Origin of the sequence: Arthrobacter sp. zg.Y820, assembly GCF_030125555.1 — a bacterium.
Lineage (GTDB): Bacteria > Actinomycetota > Actinomycetes > Actinomycetales > Micrococcaceae > Arthrobacter_B.
This window is the reverse complement of record NZ_JASKLX010000006.1, coordinates 44,037-62,027: the sequence shown is the minus strand read 5'-3', so window position 1 is coordinate 62,027 and position 17,991 is coordinate 44,037. Positions and strand designations below refer to the sequence as shown.

At 66.4% G+C, this 17,991-nt stretch carries 18 protein-coding genes and 1 tRNA gene; 10 read left to right on the top strand and 9 right to left on the bottom strand.

The window, feature by feature from the left end:
* The first annotated feature begins 134 nt into the window (after nucleotides 1-134).
* Entirely contained in the window at nucleotides 135-1,817 is a 1,683-nt protein-coding gene (locus tag QNN99_RS05505; RefSeq protein ID WP_229965412.1) for an HNH endonuclease, read from the top strand.
* Between the two features lie 11 nt (nucleotides 1,818-1,828).
* Here the strand turns inward: QNN99_RS05505 and QNN99_RS05500 are convergent, their stop codons facing one another.
* Entirely contained in the window at nucleotides 1,829-2,716 is an 888-nt protein-coding gene (locus QNN99_RS05500; RefSeq protein ID WP_229965411.1) for an Fpg/Nei family DNA glycosylase, read from the bottom strand.
* Nucleotides 2,717-2,732: 16 nt separating this feature from the next.
* Entirely contained in the window at nucleotides 2,733-3,209 is a 477-nt protein-coding gene (locus QNN99_RS05495) for a ribose-5-phosphate isomerase (protein ID WP_229965410.1), read from the bottom strand.
* Between the two features lie 264 nt (nucleotides 3,210-3,473).
* Here QNN99_RS05495 and pepN point away from each other — a divergent pair, with 264 nt between their 5' ends.
* The gene (gene pepN, locus QNN99_RS05490; RefSeq protein WP_229965409.1) at nucleotides 3,474-6,026 is read left to right on the top strand and encodes an aminopeptidase N; all 2,553 of its coding nucleotides are present in this window, start codon (nucleotides 3,474-3,476) and stop codon (nucleotides 6,024-6,026) included.
* A 101-nt stretch (nucleotides 6,027-6,127) separates the two neighbouring features.
* Nucleotides 6,128-6,607, top strand: coding sequence for an OsmC family protein (locus QNN99_RS05485; protein ID WP_229965408.1), 480 nt, complete (start codon nucleotides 6,128-6,130; stop codon nucleotides 6,605-6,607).
* On the opposite strand, the gene QNN99_RS05480 is transcribed toward QNN99_RS05485, so the two are convergent.
* Nucleotides 6,608-7,612, bottom strand: a complete 1,005-nt coding sequence (locus QNN99_RS05480; protein WP_229965407.1) for an NAD-dependent epimerase/dehydratase family protein — start codon at nucleotides 7,610-7,612, stop codon at nucleotides 6,608-6,610.
* A gap of 95 nt (nucleotides 7,613-7,707) precedes the next feature.
* On the opposite strand from QNN99_RS05480, the gene QNN99_RS05475 reads away from it, so the two are divergent.
* Both QNN99_RS05475 and QNN99_RS05470 read left to right on the top strand, forming a co-directional pair.
* A complete protein-coding gene (locus tag QNN99_RS05475; protein ID WP_229965406.1) occupies nucleotides 7,708-8,433 on the top strand; it encodes a mechanosensitive ion channel family protein in 726 nt (241 codons plus the stop codon).
* Nucleotides 8,434-8,504: 71 nt separating this feature from the next.
* Nucleotides 8,505-8,918 carry a globin gene (locus tag QNN99_RS05470; protein WP_269439166.1) on the top strand — a complete coding sequence of 138 codons (414 nt, stop codon included), beginning with the start codon at nucleotides 8,505-8,507 and terminating at the stop codon, nucleotides 8,916-8,918.
* Between the two features lie 39 nt (nucleotides 8,919-8,957).
* Here QNN99_RS05470 and QNN99_RS05465 read toward each other — a convergent pair whose 3' ends face one another.
* Nucleotides 8,958-9,653 (bottom strand): DUF8185 domain-containing protein, encoded by a 696-nt coding sequence (locus tag QNN99_RS05465; protein ID WP_229965405.1) that lies wholly within the window; start codon nucleotides 9,651-9,653, stop codon nucleotides 8,958-8,960.
* Entirely contained in the window at nucleotides 9,650-10,168 is a 519-nt protein-coding gene (locus QNN99_RS05460; RefSeq protein ID WP_229965404.1) for an acyl-CoA thioesterase, read from the bottom strand. Before QNN99_RS05460 ends, QNN99_RS05465 begins: the two co-directional genes overlap by 4 nt.
* 139 nt (nucleotides 10,169-10,307) lie before the next feature.
* On the opposite strand from QNN99_RS05460, the gene QNN99_RS05455 reads away from it, so the two are divergent.
* Complete coding sequence (locus QNN99_RS05455) at nucleotides 10,308-11,198, top strand: acyl-CoA thioesterase (RefSeq protein ID WP_229965403.1); 891 nt, start codon at nucleotides 10,308-10,310, stop codon at nucleotides 11,196-11,198.
* A gap of 91 nt (nucleotides 11,199-11,289) precedes the next feature.
* Here QNN99_RS05455 and ettA read toward each other — a convergent pair whose 3' ends face one another.
* The 4 genes from ettA to QNN99_RS05435 form a co-directional block, all read right to left on the bottom strand.
* The gene (gene ettA, locus QNN99_RS05450; RefSeq protein ID WP_229965402.1) at nucleotides 11,290-12,972 is read right to left on the bottom strand and encodes an energy-dependent translational throttle protein EttA; all 1,683 of its coding nucleotides are present in this window, start codon (nucleotides 12,970-12,972) and stop codon (nucleotides 11,290-11,292) included.
* Between the two features lie 230 nt (nucleotides 12,973-13,202).
* A complete protein-coding gene (locus QNN99_RS05445) occupies nucleotides 13,203-13,703 on the bottom strand; it encodes a DUF6993 domain-containing protein (RefSeq protein WP_229965401.1) in 501 nt (166 codons plus the stop codon).
* A complete protein-coding gene (ssb, locus tag QNN99_RS05440; RefSeq protein WP_229965400.1) occupies nucleotides 13,700-14,260 on the bottom strand; it encodes a single-stranded DNA-binding protein in 561 nt (186 codons plus the stop codon). Before ssb ends, QNN99_RS05445 begins: the two co-directional genes overlap by 4 nt.
* Nucleotides 14,261-14,563: 303 nt before the next feature.
* Nucleotides 14,564-14,636 (bottom strand) — tRNA-Arg (locus QNN99_RS05435).
* 268 nt (nucleotides 14,637-14,904) lie between these two features.
* Between QNN99_RS05435 and QNN99_RS05430 the strand changes: the two genes are divergently transcribed.
* From QNN99_RS05430 to QNN99_RS05415, 4 genes are all read left to right on the top strand, one after another.
* Nucleotides 14,905-15,717, top strand: coding sequence for a DUF4397 domain-containing protein (locus tag QNN99_RS05430; protein ID WP_229965399.1), 813 nt, complete (start codon nucleotides 14,905-14,907; stop codon nucleotides 15,715-15,717).
* A gap of 184 nt (nucleotides 15,718-15,901) precedes the next feature.
* Nucleotides 15,902-16,579 carry a class F sortase gene (locus tag QNN99_RS05425; RefSeq protein WP_229965398.1) on the top strand — a complete coding sequence of 226 codons (678 nt, stop codon included), beginning with the start codon at nucleotides 15,902-15,904 and terminating at the stop codon, nucleotides 16,577-16,579.
* Between the two features lie 80 nt (nucleotides 16,580-16,659).
* On the top strand, nucleotides 16,660-17,229 hold the full coding sequence (locus QNN99_RS05420) for an RNA polymerase sigma factor (RefSeq protein ID WP_229965397.1): 570 nt from the start codon (nucleotides 16,660-16,662) through the stop codon (nucleotides 17,227-17,229).
* On the top strand, nucleotides 17,213-17,983 hold the full coding sequence (locus QNN99_RS05415; protein ID WP_229965771.1) for an anti-sigma factor: 771 nt from the start codon (nucleotides 17,213-17,215) through the stop codon (nucleotides 17,981-17,983). Before QNN99_RS05420 ends, QNN99_RS05415 begins: the two co-directional genes overlap by 17 nt.
* The last annotated feature ends 8 nt before the right edge of the window (nucleotides 17,984-17,991 follow it).

Sequence of the window (17,991 nt, the reverse complement as noted above, 5' to 3'; positions counted from 1 at the left end):
ACTCCCCAGCTGGCAAAGACGACAGCCGAGCTCCCGGCCCCGACGCTTCCAGTGCGTCGCCCAACGCGTTGAGCACTGGGTCGTTGACGGCCTCCGGGGCTTCGAAAGGAGCCGCAGCAGGAGTCGCCAGGGGTGTGGAGGGTTTGGAGGCCGCGGAGCGGGTCTGCCTGATCAACGAGATCCGGGCGTTGGAGGAATTGAAGTGCGTCATCGCCGCCGCCCAGGCCAAGGCCGCGGCGGCCTTTGACGCTTCCACCCGCCGCGCCCAGGCCCGGGCCGGTCTGAAGGCCGAGCAGCTGGGTCGGGGTGTGGCAGCGCAACTGGCCCTGGCGCGCCGGGACTCTCCGCATAACGGTGCCAAACTGCTGGGCCTGGCAAGGATCCTGACCACCGAAATGCCGCACACCCTGCACGCCCTCTCCACCGGGGTGATCAACGAGTGGCGGGCCACGCTCCTGGTCCGCGAGACCGCCTGCCTGACCCTGGCCGACCGGCAGAAAGTCGATGAACAGATCGCCGGGAACCCCGCGGACCTGGAACAGCTCGGAGACCGGAAGCTGATCGCCCGGATCAAGTCCCTGTCCTACGGTCTGGACCCGCATGCCGTGGTCAACCGTGCCGCGCATGCCGTTTCCCAACGGTATGTGTCCTGCCGTCCGGCCCCGGACACCATGACGTATCTGACCGCGCTGCTGCCGGTGGCGCAAGGGGTGGGCGTGTTCGCGGCGCTAACCCGGGACGCGGACCGGCTGCGGGCGTCCGGGGACCCGCGGACGAAGGGCCAGATTATGGCCGACACCCTCGTGGAACGCACCACCGGACAGGCCCGGGCCGAGGACGTGCGGGTCGAGGTGCAACTGATCATGACGGACCGGACCCTGCTGCACGGCATCCTGCCCCCAGACACAAACACAAACACAGACACAGACACAGACACAGACACGGGCACGGGCACAAATACGGACACGGGCACGAATACAGTTGCGGACACGGCTGCGGAGCTGGACGCTGCCAGGACATCTGCGGACACCAAAGACCCCGGGACCGCGAGCTTTGGCGGGATAGCAGCCGGCCGGCAACTGGAATCTTTCGTGCCCGACGGAGCCGAACCGGCCGTGCTAGCCGGATACGGAATCATTCCCGCGCAGTGGGCCCGGGACCTGATCCGCGGTCCCAACCCGGTTCCGGACGATCCCAGCCCGGACAGACCGGATCCCGGGGACAGAGACCAGGACCGGGGTCCCGCCCCTAAACCGGCCCGTGGTCCTGCCCCTAATCAGGCCCATGGTCCCGCCCGTAACCCGGCCCGTGGTCCCGCCCCTAATCCGGCCCCTAACTGGGCCCGTGATCCGGGCAGCGCCACAGCCGGCTGGGGTACGGTGGCGCGGCGGCCGGATCCGCGCACCGAAGTCTGGCTCCGCCGGCTCTACGTCGCCCCGAACTCGGGGCAACTGACCGCGATGGATTCCCGGGCACGCCTCGTCCCCGGCGGCCTGGCCCGGCTGATCGCAGCCCGCGACCAGATCTGCCGAACCCCGTGGTGCGGAGCACCGATCCGCCACTACGACCACATCACCCCCGTCCGCGAGGGCGGACCAACCAGTGCCGAGAACATTCAAGGACTCTGCGAGGCCTGCAACCAAGCCAAGGAAGCACCAGGCTGGAGCGCAAACGCGGTCGGGGATCGCCAACCGGACCGCCACACAGTGGACACAATCACTCCTACCGGACACACCTACCGGTCCACGGCGCCGCAACTCCCGCAATCATCTGCTGCTTCCCGTGCTTCCACAGCGCCGATGCTGCCGGCACCATGACTCCGCTTCTGTCAGTGCTCCTGGCAGACCGGACACCAGTAGAGCTTGCGGGCACCCATCTCGGTGCCGGCAACGGTCATGCCGCACCGCCGGCAGGGCAGGCCGGTGCGCTGATAGACATAATGCGCTTCCTCGCGGGGGACCGGATCGGCCTGGCTCTCCCGGTCTGCCGGCAAGGTGGTGATGATCCTGCCTTGGGCTACGCCGTCGTGCATAACGGAGACAATGTCAGCCCACAGCGCCGCCGCTTCGTCCTCCCTCACATCCCGGCCCAAGCGCCAGGGCGAGAGCCGCTGCAGGAAGAGCACCTCTGCACGGTAGACGTTGCCGACCCCGGCCAGGATCTCCTGATTCATCAGCAGCAAGCCCACCGGAGAAGCACGCCGGCGGAGCCGGGCAATAAAGTCTGCTTCATCGGCGCCGTCCTGCAGCGGGTCGGGGCCGAGGCGCGCAACGACTGCGGCGCGCTCGGCGTCGGTGATCACCTCACATGCCGTGGGGCCGCGAAGGTCCGCCCAGCCGTGCGGCGACACCAGACGAACACGGACCGCGCCCTTGGGAGCAGGCGGACCTGCATAGGCGGCGCCGTCGTCCTCGGAAGCTACCTCCCGCTCCCCCACCTTCCGCGGTGCACCGATGCTGGATGCTCCCAGAAAGGTCGAGTCACCGCCGAAATCGAAGGCACCGTAGAGACCGAGGTGGATGCGCAGGAACAGGTCATTGTCGAAGCCCAGGAAGAGCTGCTTGCCGTGCGCCGCCGCATCAACCAGAACCCGGCCGTCGAGCCGGGCAGCTCCCGCGGAGAACCGTCCCTGCGGACTGGACACTTCAAGCCGTTGCCCGGCAAACACCGAGCTGAACTGCCGGGCGAGCCGGTGAATCGAATGCCCTTCCGGCATCAGGACACCTCAGGCATCAGGAGCCCGCGATGGTTCCGGTGGTTTCATATTCGGCGATTTTTGCGATCCGGCGGTTGTGGCGCTCGGCGTTGCTGTAAGGCTCCGCCAGGAACGCCTCGATGATTTCCGTGGCTTCGTCCACCGTGTGCTGGCGGCCGCCGACGGCGATCACGTTGGCGTCGTTGTGCTCGCGGGCCAGTTTGGCGGTGGACAGATTCCAGGCGAGCGCCGCACGGATGCCGCGGACCTTGTTGGCGGCGATCTGCTCACCGTTGCCCGAGCCTCCCAGCACGATGCCCAAAGAGTCGATACCGCTCTGCTGATCGACCACCACGGCTTCGGCGGCAGCGATGCAGAACTCCGGGTAATCGTCCTCGGCGTCGTAAGCCTGCGGGCCGTGGTCCACCATGTCGTAGCCCTTGTCCCGAAGGTGAGCCAGAAGGTGGGCACTGAGTTCCATGCCCGCGTGGTCGGTTGCTATGTGGACGCGCATGTTCCATCCGTTTCGTGTGGTGGGGAAATCCTGCGGTACCAGCCTAGCCGCTGACCGGCGGGCACAAATAATGGGCAGAGCAGTCACCGGCACCGGCGGGGCGGCCGCCAGCACCCAGCAATTTTCTGCCGCCAATATGCAGTTCCTTTCTTTTCTGAGCGCCAACCAGTGAGACAATGTTGCAATTGTTTAAAGTCGCCAAGCCGATTTCCACGGGCCGGCAGACACCCCTTCGCATATTGGAAAGGCAACACCTTGCCAGGTATGAATCTCACGCGCTCCGAAGCCCGTGAACGCGCAGAACTGATCAGTGTCGATTCCTATGACGTGAATCTGGACCTCACCCGCGGGGATGAGGTCTTCGGCAGCACCACCGTGGTTCGGTTCTCCGCCCGGCAGGGCGCTTCCACGTTCATCGACGCCGTCACCGCAGCGGTCCACCGCGTCACTCTGAACGGCGTGGATTTGGATGTCGCCGAGGTGTCCGACGGCGTCCGCATCCAGCTGCCCAAGCTTGCCGCGTCCAATGAGCTCGTTGTCGAGGCCGATGCCTTCTACATGAACACCGGCGAAGGCCTGCACCGTTTCGTGGATCCGGTGGACAACGAGGTGTACCTGTACTCCCAGTTCGAGGTCCCGGACTCCCGCCGCATGTTTACCGTGTTCGAGCAGCCGGACCTGAAGGCAGCCTTCCGCTTCACTGTTACTGCGCCCTCGCACTGGGACGTTATTTCCAATTCCCCCACCCCCGAGCCGCTTCCGGCCGGCTCCCTGGAAGAGGGCGGCAAGAACGCCACTTGGTCGTTCGACCCGACGCCGCGGATCTCTTCCTACATCACCGCGCTGATCGCCGGACCGTATCAGTCCGTGCGCAGCCAGCTCACCAGCTCCGACGGCCGCACCATTCCGCTCGGCGTCTTTGCCCGCAAGTCGCTGATGCAGCATCTGGATGCCGAGAACGTGTTCGAGCTGACCCGGCAGGGCTTCGAATTCTACGAAAAGCAGTTCGGCACACCGTACCCGTTCGAGAAATACGACCAGCTTTTCGTGCCGGAGTTCAACGCCGGCGCGATGGAAAACGCCGGTGCGGTGACGTTCCTCGAGAGCTACGTCTTCCGCTCCCGCGTCCCCGACGCCACCGTCGAGCGCCGCGCCGTCACCATCCTGCACGAGCTGGCCCACATGTGGTTCGGCGACCTGGTGACGATGCGCTGGTGGAACGACCTCTGGCTGAATGAGTCCTTCGCGGAATTCATGTCCACCCTCGCCGCAGCGGACGCCACTGAATTCAAGCAGTCGTGGACCACTTTCGCTTCCATGGAAAAGGCCTGGGCCTACCGCCAGGACCAGCTTCCGACCACGCATCCGATCGTCGCCGAGATCCGTGATCTGGAAGACGTGCAGGTGAACTTCGACGGCATCACCTACGCCAAGGGTGCCTCAGTGCTCAAGCAGCTCGTAGCCTGGGTGGGGCAGGACCAGTTCATGGCCGGGGTGCGCGAGTACTTCGGCAAGCATGCCTGGGGCAACACCGAACTCAAGGACCTGCTCTCCGAGCTGGAAACGGCCAGCGGGCGGGACCTTAAGGAATGGTCCGAGCTGTGGCTCGAGACCGCCGGCGTGAACACGCTTCGGCCCGAACTGGAGGTGGACGACGACGGCGCCATCACCTCCTTCGGCATCCTCCAGAGCGCCGTGCCTGAATACCCGACCCTGCGGCCGCACCGGCTGGCGATCGGTTTCTACGACGTCGGGCACGACGGCAAGCTGCACCGCACCCACCGCCTGGAGCTGGACATCGACGGCGAACGCACCGACGTGCCGGAGCTGGTTGGCCGGCAGCGTCCGGACCTGCTGCTGCTGAATGACGATGACCTGGCGTACGCCAAGATCCGGTTGGACGCCGCGTCGGAGCACACCGCTGTCCGGCGGCTGCGGGACATCTCCGAGTCGCTGCCCCGCACGCTCGTCTGGGCTTCCGCCTGGGACGCAACGCGCGACGGCGAGATCCCGGCCCGCAACTACGTGGAACTGGTGCTGCAGAACATCGGGTCCGAATCCGACTCCTCGGTGGTTCAGGTGCTGCTGCGTCAGCTGGCCACCACCCTGGCCTTCTACGTGTCGCCGGCAGACCGCGAGGCCATGACCGCCGCAGCTGCCGACAGCGTGTGGGATCTGGCCGGCGCGGCAGCGCCCGGCTCTGACTCCCAGCTGCAGTTCGTGAAGTCCTTCGCCGGGCACGCCGTGACCGAAGAACATCTGGACTCGCTGGCCGGGCTGCTCTCCGGCAGCCAGACCCTGGAGGGCCTGCACATTGACGCAGACCTGCGCTGGGAACTCCTGACCGGCCTCGTGGCCGGCGGGCGCATGGGCGAGGCCGACATCGTTGCAGAGCTGGACAAGGACGCCACGGCCACCGGACAGCTCGCCGCCGCCATGGCCCGTGCCGCTCTGCCCACCGCTGAAGCCAAGGCGGCTGCCTGGGAAGCCATTGTTGAGCGCACCGACATGCCCAACGCCGCCCAGCGTTCGGCGATCGTCGGCTTCAGCCGGGTGAAGGACACAGCGTTGCTGGAGCCGTACGCCGAAAAGTACTTTGCTGCCGTGCGCGAAGTCTGGAGCTCGCGGACGCACGAAATCGCCCAGCAGATCGTCACGGGCCTGTACCCGTCACGGCTGACCACCCAGGCCACCGTGGATGCCACGGATGCCTTCCTGGAGTCCCTGGGCGACGAAGCACCTTCGCTGCGCCGCCTGATCCTGGAAAGCCGCGACGGAGTGGTCCGCGCCTTGAAGGCGCAGGCAGCCGACAAGTAGAAATCACCACTGGCCCGGAGCCCCGCAGCATTCTGCGGGGCTCCGGGCCGGGCGGTTCCCACCACGCGTCTTTTCACCGACCAGGAAGAAGGTCAGCAGTTATGGATCTTTCCGAACACCGCTACGCCATCTCCCTGGAGTGGACGGGGAACCGCGGGACGGGCACTGCCAGCTACCGGGGCTACGGCCGCGACCACATCATCAGGGCCGACGGACTGCCGGATCTGGCCGGCACTGCCGACCCCACGTTCCACGGCGACCGCGACCGCTGGAACCCCGAGCAGCTGCTGCTCACCGCGCTGTCCCAGTGCCACATGCTTTCCTATCTGCACGTGGCGGTGAAGAACGGCATCACCGTCCTCGCCTACGCCGACGACGCCGAGGGAACCCTTCGGCTGAACCGGGACGGCAGCGGTGAATTCACCGGGGCCGTGCTCCGCCCCCGGGTAACGGTTGCCGCCGGCGATTCCACAGCCGCAGCGGAGGGCCTGCATGCCGAAGCCAACCGGTTGTGCTTCATTGCCCGCAGCGTGAACTTTCCGGTGCTGCACAAACCCGAAACCACCATCGAGGGCAGCTGACTAGAGCGTCTCCAGGGCCGCCAGCAGAGCAGTTTCCCGGGCAGCTGAAAGCCCGGACTTCCGTTCCCGGTGCAGGCCGCGGTCCTGCTCGTCGCCGAGGACGTCACGGATGGTGTGCTCGACCGGGCGCAGGCTAAGTCCGGCCGCCAGCGCGGACGCGGTGGACCGGGTGGAGAACCCGTCGTACCCCTTCTCCGGCAGCCACAGCGGCAGCGACTCGCTCCCGGCCCAATATGCCACACCCTGCTCATGCAGCCACTGCGGATCGGCGCTGCGGAAGCTGCCGTGGAAGCCGGAGGCAGCGGCAGCCAGTGTCAGCAGCTCGCCAAACGGCACCGACGGCCCCATCACGTTGTAATTGCCGGTCACGGCCTCCTCGGCGCCGGTGACGAGCCACAGTGCCAGGTCGCGCACGTCGATGGTCTGCGTCATGACTTCGGCGTTGGCGGGGATCAGCACCGGACTGCGTTCCTGGGCCAGGCGTGCCGGCCAGTAGCCGAATCGGTCGCTGTCATCTTCGGGTCCCGCGATCAGGCCCGGACGGGTCACCAGCGTTTTGGCCGGGCCCAGGTCCCGCACCAGGTTCTCGCAGGCGACCTTGCCCTCGCCGTACTCGTTGTCCGCAGGCTCTGCGTACACGCCGTCAACGGCGGTCATCGGTGCCAGCAGCTCGGCACTTTCATCAGCGCCAGGCTTGTCGTGGGCTGCATAGACCGACGCGCTGGACACGAAGGACCAGTGGCTGCTTTTTCCCGCCAGCGCCAGGAGCGCTTCCCGGACCTGTTGCGGCTTGCGGGCGACGTCGATCACTGCGTCCCAGCCGCCGTCGAGCTCTGCGTATGCGGCTGCGCCGGCGTCACGGTCAGCGCTCACGAAGTCCGCGCCGGTCACGGGCGGCCCCGACTCGCCCCGGGCGAGGCAGGTGACATCATGGCCGCGGGCAACAGCTTGCCGGGCGACCTCACGGGAAAGGAAGACGGTTCCGCCGAGAATAAGGATGCGCATGTTCGGAGCCTACCCCGGTAGCCTTGTCTGTGCCCGCAGCATGCTTCCGTGTACGGCAGCCTGCTTCCCCACACGAAAGGGATGGTAACCGTCCGTTGCTGACCGCCGGAGAAATTGAAACATCGTCCATAAAGATCGAGAACTTTGACTGGCCCGGCCTGATCCAGGCCGGTGTCATTATTCTGATCGGCCTGCTTGTCTGGACGGCAGCAACGTTCCTGATCAACCGTGTTGTCCAGCGCGCCCAGAAGGGCTACGCGCTCTTCAGCTCCTCGAAGCTGAAGTGGGCCGCGCCGGTCATGCGCAACCTGGACAAAAAGCGCCGGGCGCAGCGTGCGGACACGATTGGCGCGCTCCTGCGCAGTGCAGTCAGCCTGTTCATCTGGACGACAGTGATCATCATGGTCCTCCAGGCCGTCGGCATTGACGTCGCGCCCCTCATCGCAAGCGTGGGTATTGTCGGCATCACCCTCGGTTTCGGTGCGCGCGAGCTCATCCGCGACGCCCTGGCCGGATTCTTCATTACCATTGAAGACCAGTACGGCATCGGGGACGTGATTGAGGTCGGCGACACCATCGGAACCGTCCAGTCAGTGGGCATCCGGATCACCCGGATTGTCGATGCCCGCGGCGTCATCTGGTACATCCGCAACGGCGAGCTGGCCAAGGTCGGCAACCGGTCCCAGGGCGACTTCTCTGATCCGGCCGGTGAGCCGGAGCAGAGCCCGGCAAAGGCTGCCGACGCCGCCGCACCTGCAGCTGCCGCGCCTGCCGCACCCGTTTCCTCCGCCTCGGCTTCCAGCAAGGGAGACTCATTGTGACCACCCCGGCAACACCTTCCGAGAACCGGCCCCCGCTGCCTGTGTCCCCCGCACCTCCGGCAGCCTCCCGGCTGCCGCTGTCCGGCCAGCCGGGATTTTCCCAGCCGACCTACACCGAGAACTTCTTTGAGGCCGTCGGCGGGCACGAAACCTTCACTAAGCTGGTCGACGCTTTTTACGACGGCGTCGCCGACGATCCGCTCATGCGTCCCATGTATCCCGAAGAGGACCTGACCGCGGCCAAGGAGCGCCTGCAGCTGTTCCTCGAGCAGTACTGGGGCGGCCCGCGGACCTATTCTGACCAGCGGGGACACCCGAGGCTGCGGATGCGCCATATGCCTTTTACCGTCACGCCCCAGGCCCGGGATGCCTGGCTCAAGCACATGCGGGCCGCCGTGGACACCCTGGAACTGGCTCCGCTGCACGAGGCAACACTGTGGGACTATCTGGAGCGCGCCGCCCACTCCATGGTCAACTCCGCCTAGATCCCGTGCCCTGGTTCCCGGCGCGGGAGCCTCCGACGCTCAGAACTCCAGGACGGAAGCCGAACGCACCAGTACATGGCCGCGGGGCATGCTCAGCCGGGTCCACCGGCCGCACCTGAAGGTCGCTGCGCTGCCGCCGGCAGCGCTGCCCTCTCCGGGGAGGAAGCCAAGCGTCAGCGCCGCGAACGCCGCTCCGGCGGGAATGGCAGCAGCGGTATCCGGCAGAGGCCGCCCCCAGACGGCGCCGCGGGCGGTATTGACGACGGGCGCCCCGGCACTGGCGGGGACCAGCGCAGCGACTTCCCGGATGCCCCGGTGCGCCGCCTGCTCGAGCAGCTTGAAGGGAACATCGTCGCCGCGTTCCCATCCGCTGCGCGGCGCGCCCACGCCCGTCCAGCTCTCGGTGACGGTCATGGGCGGCACCGGAAGCACCGTGTCGGCTTCGCCCATTCGTGCCAGCCGGTCGGCAATGGAAGCCAGGGACACGACGGTGTCGAGGCTGGCCGGCTCGGCCAAGGGCATGGTGCGCATTCCCAACACCGTGGGGAGGTCCTCCCCCAGCGCCCGCGGCCGCAGAACGCAGACGTAGGCGGCCAGCACGTTGCCGACGGCCTGCAGCCGCACCGCGCCGTCGTCGGCGGCGCGGGAACGGATGACGAAGGTGCGAAGATCCGCGGTGACCTGCGGGTCGGCGAGGACCAGTCCGGTCGGAGGTGTTTCGGGCCGGGCGGTCATCGGTTAGCTCCGCTCGGCTCTGCGGCACCCGTGCGGTCCGGCACGGCACTGCCGCCCCGGAACGGGACCGGTTCCCCGCGCCAACTCTCCAGAACCCGGACCTGCAGATCGGACAATTGCTGGGGACGGCCGCTTTCAGCATCGGCCATCACCAGTGTGCTCTGCGCGTAGGCATAAACCCGGCCGCCGTCGTCGTCGGCAATTCGAAAGCCGTACGTCAGGCTGGAACTGCCGATCCCGGTCACCCAGATGTCCACCCAGACGGGCTCCTGCCGGTATACCAGCGGGGACCGGTATTCGATTTCCTGCCGTGCCACCACCGCCATCCCGGCCCGGGAGGTGAGGGAACGGAAGCTCTGCCCTCCGGCTTCGGGGAATAGCTCCTCCCCCAGCGGCATCAGGCCCAGGCGCACGCGCGCCTCTTCCAGGAACTGGACAAAGCGCACATTGTTCACGTGCCCGTTGGAATCCTCGTCGCCAAAGCGCAACTGGATCGGAAAGCGGTTGATAGGCATGACCCCATCCTCTCAAACCTGCGGGGCAGCACGGTAAACGCCCGGCTTGGGTCTTGTCGGCGGGGCGTCTAATCTCGAAGAGGGAACCGGCACCCACGCGGCCCCTACATCTGAGCTTTTCCGAGGAGAATAACCCCCCATGGCGCTAGACGACACCGTCGATCCCACTGCTTCCCTGCTGAGTCTGCTGACCCTCAGCCCTGCGGACGGCACGCAGACGGACGAGGACAGTTTTGTCGGCGGATCACGGCCGGAACCGCAGAAGCGGGTCTTCGGCGGACAGGTCCTGGGACAGTCGCTGGTTGCCGCTACCCACACGGTGGAGCCCGACCGCCTGATGCACTCCATGCACGCCTATTTCCTGCGCCCCGGAGACACGGAGGTTCCCATCACCTTCGGTGTCGAGCGGCTGCGCGACGGCCGCTCATTTTCGGCCCGCAGAACGCATGCCTACCAGAACGGCGTTCCCATCCTGTCCATGATCGCGTCCTTCCAGGTGCCCGGCGAGGGGCTGGATCACCAGGTGGAGATGCCGGAGGGTATTCCGGAGCCGGAGTCCCTGCCCACCACGGCGGAGCTGCTGAAGGGCATCGATCATCCGGTGGCCAAGGCCTGGTCCCACCAGCGGCCGATGGATATCCGGCACGTGGAAAAGCCCGTGTATTTCGAGGCCGGACCGGACAAGGTTGCCCGCAACGCCGTCTGGATGAAGTCCTTCGGCCCGCTGCCCGATGATCAGAACCTGCACCGCGCCGCCCTGGCCTACGCCAGCGACTACACGCTGCTCGAATCGGTCCTGCGCCGGCACGGGCTGGCCTGGTCCGCCCGGGGCATGTCCATCGCCAGCCTCGACCACGCCATGTGGTGGCACCGCCCGCTGCGCGTAGATGACTGGCTGCTGTACGTCCAGGAATCCCCCAGCGCCTCCGGCGCCCGCGGCCTGGCCAGCGGCCGGATCTTCAACCGGGCCGGCGAGCTCGTCGCCACCGTCGCCCAGGAAGGCATGGTCCGGGTTCCCGACCAGCCCTAGGGTTTCACCAGATGCAAAGAACCCGCTCCGTTTGCACGGAGCGGGTTCTTTTTGTGCTTCTTTCAGTTCGCAGGCACGAACCGCGTTCTGCCTAGTCGCGCGTCAGACGGCGGTGGGTGACCCGGTGCGGCTTGGCTGCATCAGGCCCCAGGCGCTCGATCTTGTTCTGCTCGTAGGCCTCGAAGTTACCCTCGAACCAGTACCAGTTCGCGGGGTTCTCTTCGGTGCCCTCGTAGGCCAGGATGTGGGTGGACACGCGGTCCAGGAACCACCGGTCGTGAGAGACCACCACGGCGCAGCCGGGGAATTCCAGCAGGGCGTTCTCCAGGCTGGAGAGCGTTTCGACGTCGAGGTCGTTAGTGGGCTCATCGAGCAGAAGCAGGTTTCCGCCCTGCTTCAGCGTCATTGCCAGGTTCAGGCGGTTGCGCTCACCACCGGAGAGCACACCGGCCTTCTTCTGCTGGTCCGGGCCCTTGAAGCCGAACGCGGAAACATAGGCACGGGACGGCATTTCGACCTGGCCAACCTGGATCCAGTCGTGGCCATCGGACACAACCTCCCACAGGCTCTTTTCCGGATCGATGCCGCCGCGGGACTGGTCAACGTAGGAGATCTTGACGGATTCGCCGATCTTCAGCTCACCGCCGTCGAGCTCTTCCAAGCCGACGATCGTCTTGAACAGCGTGGACTTACCCACACCGTTCGGACCGATCACGCCAACGATGCCGTTGCGCGGCAGCGAGAAGGACAGGCCCTCGATGAGCTGGCGGTCGCCGTAGCCCTTCTGCAGGTCCTTGGCTTCCAGCACCAGGGAACCCAGACGCGGGCCCGGCGGAATCTGGATTTCTTCGAAGTCCAGCTTGCGGGTGCGGTCTGCCTCGGCAGCCATTTCCTCGTACCGGGCCAGACGCGCCTTGGACTTGGTCTGGCGTCCCTTGGCATTGGAACGGACCCAGTCCAGTTCCTCGGTGAGGCGCTTGGCCAGCTTCTGGTCCTTCTTGCCCTGGACCTCCAGTCGTGCCCGCTTCTTTTCCAGGTACGTGGAGTAGTTGCCCTCGTACGGGTAAAGATGTCCGCGGTCCACTTCGGCGATCCACTGGGCAACATGGTCCAGGAAGTACCGGTCGTGGGTCACGGCCAGGACGGCGCCGTGGTAAGCCGACAGGTGCTGCTCGAGCCAGAGAACGCTCTCTGCGTCCAAGTGGTTAGTGGGCTCATCGAGGAGCAGCAGATCCGGCTTCTGCAGCAGAAGCTTGCACAGCGCTACGCGGCGGCGCTCACCACCGGAGAGAAGTGTGACGTCGGCTTCGGGCGGCGGGCAGCGCAGCGCGTCCATGGCCTGCTCGAGCTGGGAATCAATATCCCAGGCATCGGCAGCGTCAATGGCTTCCTGCAGCTTGCCCATTTCGTCCAGCAGGCTGTCAAAGTCAGCGTCCGGCTCGGACATTGCTTCTGAAATTTCGTTGAACCGCTGGATTTTGGCATAGATCTCGCCAACGCCCTCCTGGACGTTGCCGAGTACGGTCTTTTCCTCATTCAGCGGCGGCTCCTGGAGCAGGATGCCCACGGAGTAGCCGGCGCTGAGCCGGGCCTCACCGTTGGAAGGGGTATCCAGTCCGGCCATGATTTTGAGGATGGTGGACTTACCCGCACCGTTGGGACCCACCACGCCGATCTTGGCACCGGGGTAGAAGGACATGCTTACGTCGTCGAGGATAACTTTGTCGCCAACGGCCTTGCGGGCCTTGGTCATCGTGTAGATAAATTCCGCCATACAACCAAGGCTAGTGCGTCAACGGCAATAAGTGCCATTTGGGCCCGACCCGCCCACGCTCCGGGCCGGCTGGGCGGGCGGGCGGGGGCATCCGGGCGGGGGCGATCCGGGCGGGGACAGCCGGGAACCAACGGAGCAGACTAGCCGGCCGCGGACCAGGACCAGGGGATGCCAACGGCTAGCCGTCGAACCTGCCAAGGGTCTTAGCACTGACCCCACAAACAAGGGTCTTAGCGCTGATCCCCCACAAAGCAGAATCCCGAGTCCAGCACCGGAAGAACGGTAACGGCAACCTTTCCGTCACGCACCTCGCCGAAGAGGCATTCACCCTCGCTTACCGTTGCGCCGCGAATGGAATCCACGGCAAGACCGGTGGGCGTGATGTCCAGGGAGACCTCCACGGAGTCTTCGGGGAAGCCAGCCGCAGCGAAAGCCTGGCGGACCGCTTTCGCACCGGGGCTGGGCTGCGAAGCGGCGAGCGCTGTCAGGGACGCCGTCAGGCTGTCGGCAGGCACCTCTGAAACCACGGGGATCCCTGTGTTCAGCGCTCCGTCAGCCTGCGCGGATGACGCTGCAACATCCGGGTGCCCTGCAGGAGCTGGAACAACTGAGGGCTCCGCAACCGCCGGCGCTGCCGGGACCGCGGCCGGAGCAAGCAGCGCCGCGGATCCGGCCAGCAAAACGGTGAGGGTCAACCGGGAAAGCCTGCCGGTACGGCGTGCGGGAATCATCCGCTCATTGTGCCATGCCCCCGCCCGGATGCCTCAGCGACGACGAACGGGTCGTCGGGGCCTCCGCCTGCGTCCTCATGAGTGGTGTCTCCATCACCGGCTGCACCGGCAAGCTCCCCGGTCTCCAGGTCCAGGTCCGCGGGAAGATCATCGGTTGCCGGTTCTTCCCCGGCGGAGGCATTGGCTGCGGCGCGGTCCTGGACGTTGCGCCGGTAGTTGGCGGTTCCCCACATCAAGTCGTGGCCGACGCTCTCGGCATCGATATCGACGGTGGTGCCGCTGCGTCCGTCGTCCAGCGCCCACTGACGGACTTTCAGCCGCCCGGTCACGATCACGCGGTCTCCCTTGTGAATGCTGAACGCCGAGTTTGTTGCCAGCTGCCGAAACAGGCTGACGGAATACCAATTGGTTTGGCCGTCTACCCAGCTTCCGGTTTCACGGTCATAACGCCGCTCCGTGGTGCACATCCGAAATCCTGCAATGGCGAGTCCGCTGTCGGCGGTGGTGCTCCGGACCTCCGTGGCTACATAGCCGCGGACGGTGATGGTGTCGCTCATGCTGTTCCCTGCCTGCCTCTGAGTGATTCCCGTAAGTGAAATCCTGAACCGGACGGGTTCCGCCCGCACGGAAAAGTCTGGCTTCGGCAGGCCGCCAGCGGGGCGCCGGCGCCGGCAATTGTGGATTGCCGGCCGGGTCCGGCCTGGTACGAGTGGCTGTGGAGGACTCTTGCCCGCGCAGTGGTGGTTCCGGTCTTGCGGTGCGGAACCGCGGCTTGGGAGCGGGAGGTGAGAACTTAAAAGAAAAAGGCCGACGCCCCAACCGGCAGCGGTGCACTGCAAGTTGGGACATCGGCCAATGAGTGCCCCCGGCAGGATTCGAACCTGCGACCAAGAGATTAGAAGGCTCCTGCTCTATCCCCTGAGCTACGGAGGCGACCTGTCGATGATACTACGCAGCGCCGGTGATACAGCGACGCAGCGTGCCGGCTCCGCTGCAGGGCCGGTCCGGGTTCGACAACCACACGGCCTTCCGGCTTCACCGCAGTGGGCTCCCGCTCCCCTCTTAGAGATCAGCCGGCTGGTGATCCAGCCGGCAAGAATTTCCGGGCAGCTGCATCCAAAGACCTGTCTCCACAAGTAGAGGAGGTGTAAGCAACACCACATCTTCGCCGACCGGCGGAGAAGACTACCAAGGAGACACCATGCGTAAGACCGTCACCGCCCTTGCAGCAGCAGCAGGCTTGACTGCCGGAGTCGGATTCCTGACCCCTGCTGCAGCAGCGGACACCGCCCAGCTCTCCGTCCTGCATGCTGTACCCGACACCACGGTTGATGTGTACGTCAACGGGGCACTCACCCTCGACGATTTCACCCCCGGAACCCTCGCCGGTCCCCTCGACCTGGCCGGCGGCAGCTACGAGCTGGCCATCACCGCCCCTGACGCCGCTGACGCCTCCGCACCAATCATCGGACCAGTGACCGTGGACCTGGCCGCCGGCGGAAACTACACTGCCGTTGCCAACCTCGACGCGTCGGGAGCTCCCACCGCAAACTTCTACACCAATGACCTCTCCACAGTGGCTCCGGGCAAGTCGCACCTGACGGTCCGGCACACCGCGGCGGCTCCCGCCGTCGACGTCCTGGCTGGCGGTTCTCCCGTGATCAGCGGGCTGGAGAATCCGGGTGAAGAGACTCTGGCGGTCGACGCCGGAACCATTGCGGCTTCAGTGGCGGCCGCGGGAACCACCGAGCCGGTTATCGGTCCGGCAGACCTGACGCTGCCCGAAGGCACGCATACGTTTGTTTACGCCTGGGGTTCGCTGGCGGACGGAAACCTCGCCCTCGCAACCCAGACCGTTCACGGCATGGAGTCGGCGCCGAACGCGGTGCCGGGTGCGCTGGCCACGTCGAACGACGGCCAGGCCCTCGCAGCCGGAGGCATTGCGGTGATGCTTTTGGCCGGCGCCGCCGTGGCGGTGCGCCGCAGCAGTACAGCGGCCGCTTCCCGCCGGTAGCAGCGGCACCCGGGGTTCCGAGGCACCCGGGAATCTCATGCCCCGGGATTTATGTCCGGGAACCAACCCCGGAACAACAGCAGCGGGGCCGGCCGCCGGCGGATCCATTTGCCGGCCGCCGGTTCCGCTGGCCCCGCTCTGCAAACCCCCAGTCCCCGCAGCACAGCTCCGAAAGGTTGCCAGAATGACCCGACCCGCACCCAGCCGCCGTCGTCTGTGGGCCGGTGCTGCACTCGCGGCCGCGTTAGTCGCCGGCTCCACAGCCTGTGGCCAGGAAGCGGCTGACGAGCCGACGTCGGCCCCTCCTGCCGCTGCCCCCGCATCGCCCGCCCCGTCCCCAACCGCGACCGCGGCCACTCCAACCGCGGCCGCTCCCATCGACATCCGCCCGGCAGTTCCGGAACCCGCCGTCAGCATCCCGCGTCCGGTGCGCGTTCAGGTGGAAGGAACGGGAATTGACCTTGAGGTCATTCCGGGAGGAGTGGAGGCAAACGGTGCAATGGCCCTGCCGGACAACCACGACCAAGCCGCGTGGTACCGCTACGGTCCCGCACCCGGTGCGGAAGAAGGCTCCAGCGTCCTCGCCGCACACGTGGATTCGCGCACCGAGCAGCTGCCGATCGCCGGACTCAAGGACGTGCCCGCAGGAACCGTCGTAACCGTCACCCGGGAGGACGGTTCAGTGCTGCGGTACGCCGCCGAAGGTGTGGAAAACATCGCCAAAAAGAGCCTGGACGGCCACCGACTTTTTGACCGCACGGGAGAACCGCGGCTGAAACTCGTCACCTGCGGCGGACAGTGGCTGGAGGCACAGGATGACTACGAAGATAACGTGGTCCTGACAGCGGCACCGGTATCATAGGCAAAACTGCCGATCCGAGGGGCGGGCCGGATGGCCGCGCCGCATTGGACCGGATTCCCGAGACCAGGAGACCGCACTCGATGCCAGCCGGTTCCGTTGAGCAGGACGCGGCCCTTGACCGCGCCTTCGCCTCCGGCAGCCAGACGGCCCTCGCTGAGGCCTACCGCCGGTTCGCTCCCCTGATCCGCTCGCTCGCGCTCCGGCGCCTGGCTGATTCTGCTGCCGCCGACGACGTCGTGCAGGAAGTCTTCATCCGTGCATGGAAATACCGGGCCAGCTACTCCCCCGAACTGTCCGGCCTCCTGTCCTGGCTGGTCGGCATTACCCGCAATGTGGCCCTCGGCATGGGCGCCTCACGGATCCGCGAGGCGAACGTCTGGGAGGCCGCGGCCTCCCAGCGCCGGGAAGAAGCCGACGACGGTGTCGGCAATCCGGATCGGGTTGCCGACAAGGTGGTCATCGATGCGGAACTGGACCGGCTCGGCGAACCGCAGGGCTCAATCCTCCGACTGGCTTTCCACGAGGACCTGACCCACCAGCAGATTGCCGACCGGCTCGAACTGCCGCTGGGGACCGTTAAGAGCCATATACGCCGAAGCCTCGTTCATCTGAGGCAAAGATTGGAGGTCAGTGATGCAGCACCTGCCTGATGACGCGCTCACCCTCCTGGCGTTGGGTGAGCCCGCCACCGACGAGGAAACCGCCCACTTGGAACAGTGCCCGCGGTGCCGGGCCGATTTTGGTTCCTTCTCCCGGGTGGTTACCGCTGCCCGCCGGACAAGCACCCAGGAATCCGGCAGCGGCCGGCAGCCGGCCGCTGCGCCGCCGGAGCGGGAGGACCCCTCCGATGCAGCCCTGCAACCTCCGGCACCCTCCGTGTGGGCAGGCATTCACCAGGCGCTCAACCTCGACGAAGAGCTGTGGGAAGACCCGCTGGCCTCCCCAGTGCCGTCCCTGGCCGCTGCCCGGCGCCGGCGCACCGTCACTTGGCTGGCCGCTGCGGCAGCCGCCGTCGTCGTCGCCGGAGCAGGGACCTGGGGTGCGCTGCGCACAGTGGATTCGGTGTCCGGCCCCGAACCGGTTGCTTCGGCGGACCTGGCACCCCTGGCGTCCTACTCCGAGACGGGCAGCGCCGTCGTTGATCAGCTGCCGGACGGCCGGCGCGAACTCGTGGTGACCTCCGGCAGCGACGCCGCCCAGGGCTACCGGGAGGTCTGGCTCCTGGCACCCGACGCGCAGTCGATGGTCAGTCTCGGCGCGATGGCAGGCACCGAAGGGCGTTTTGAGCTGCCCGCCGGCCTGGATCTGAACCGCTATCCGGTGGTGGATATTTCGGACGAGCCGTTTGACGGCGACCCCGCGCACTCCGGGAATTCAATCCTGCGCGGACAGCTGGATCTTTAGTTCATGCT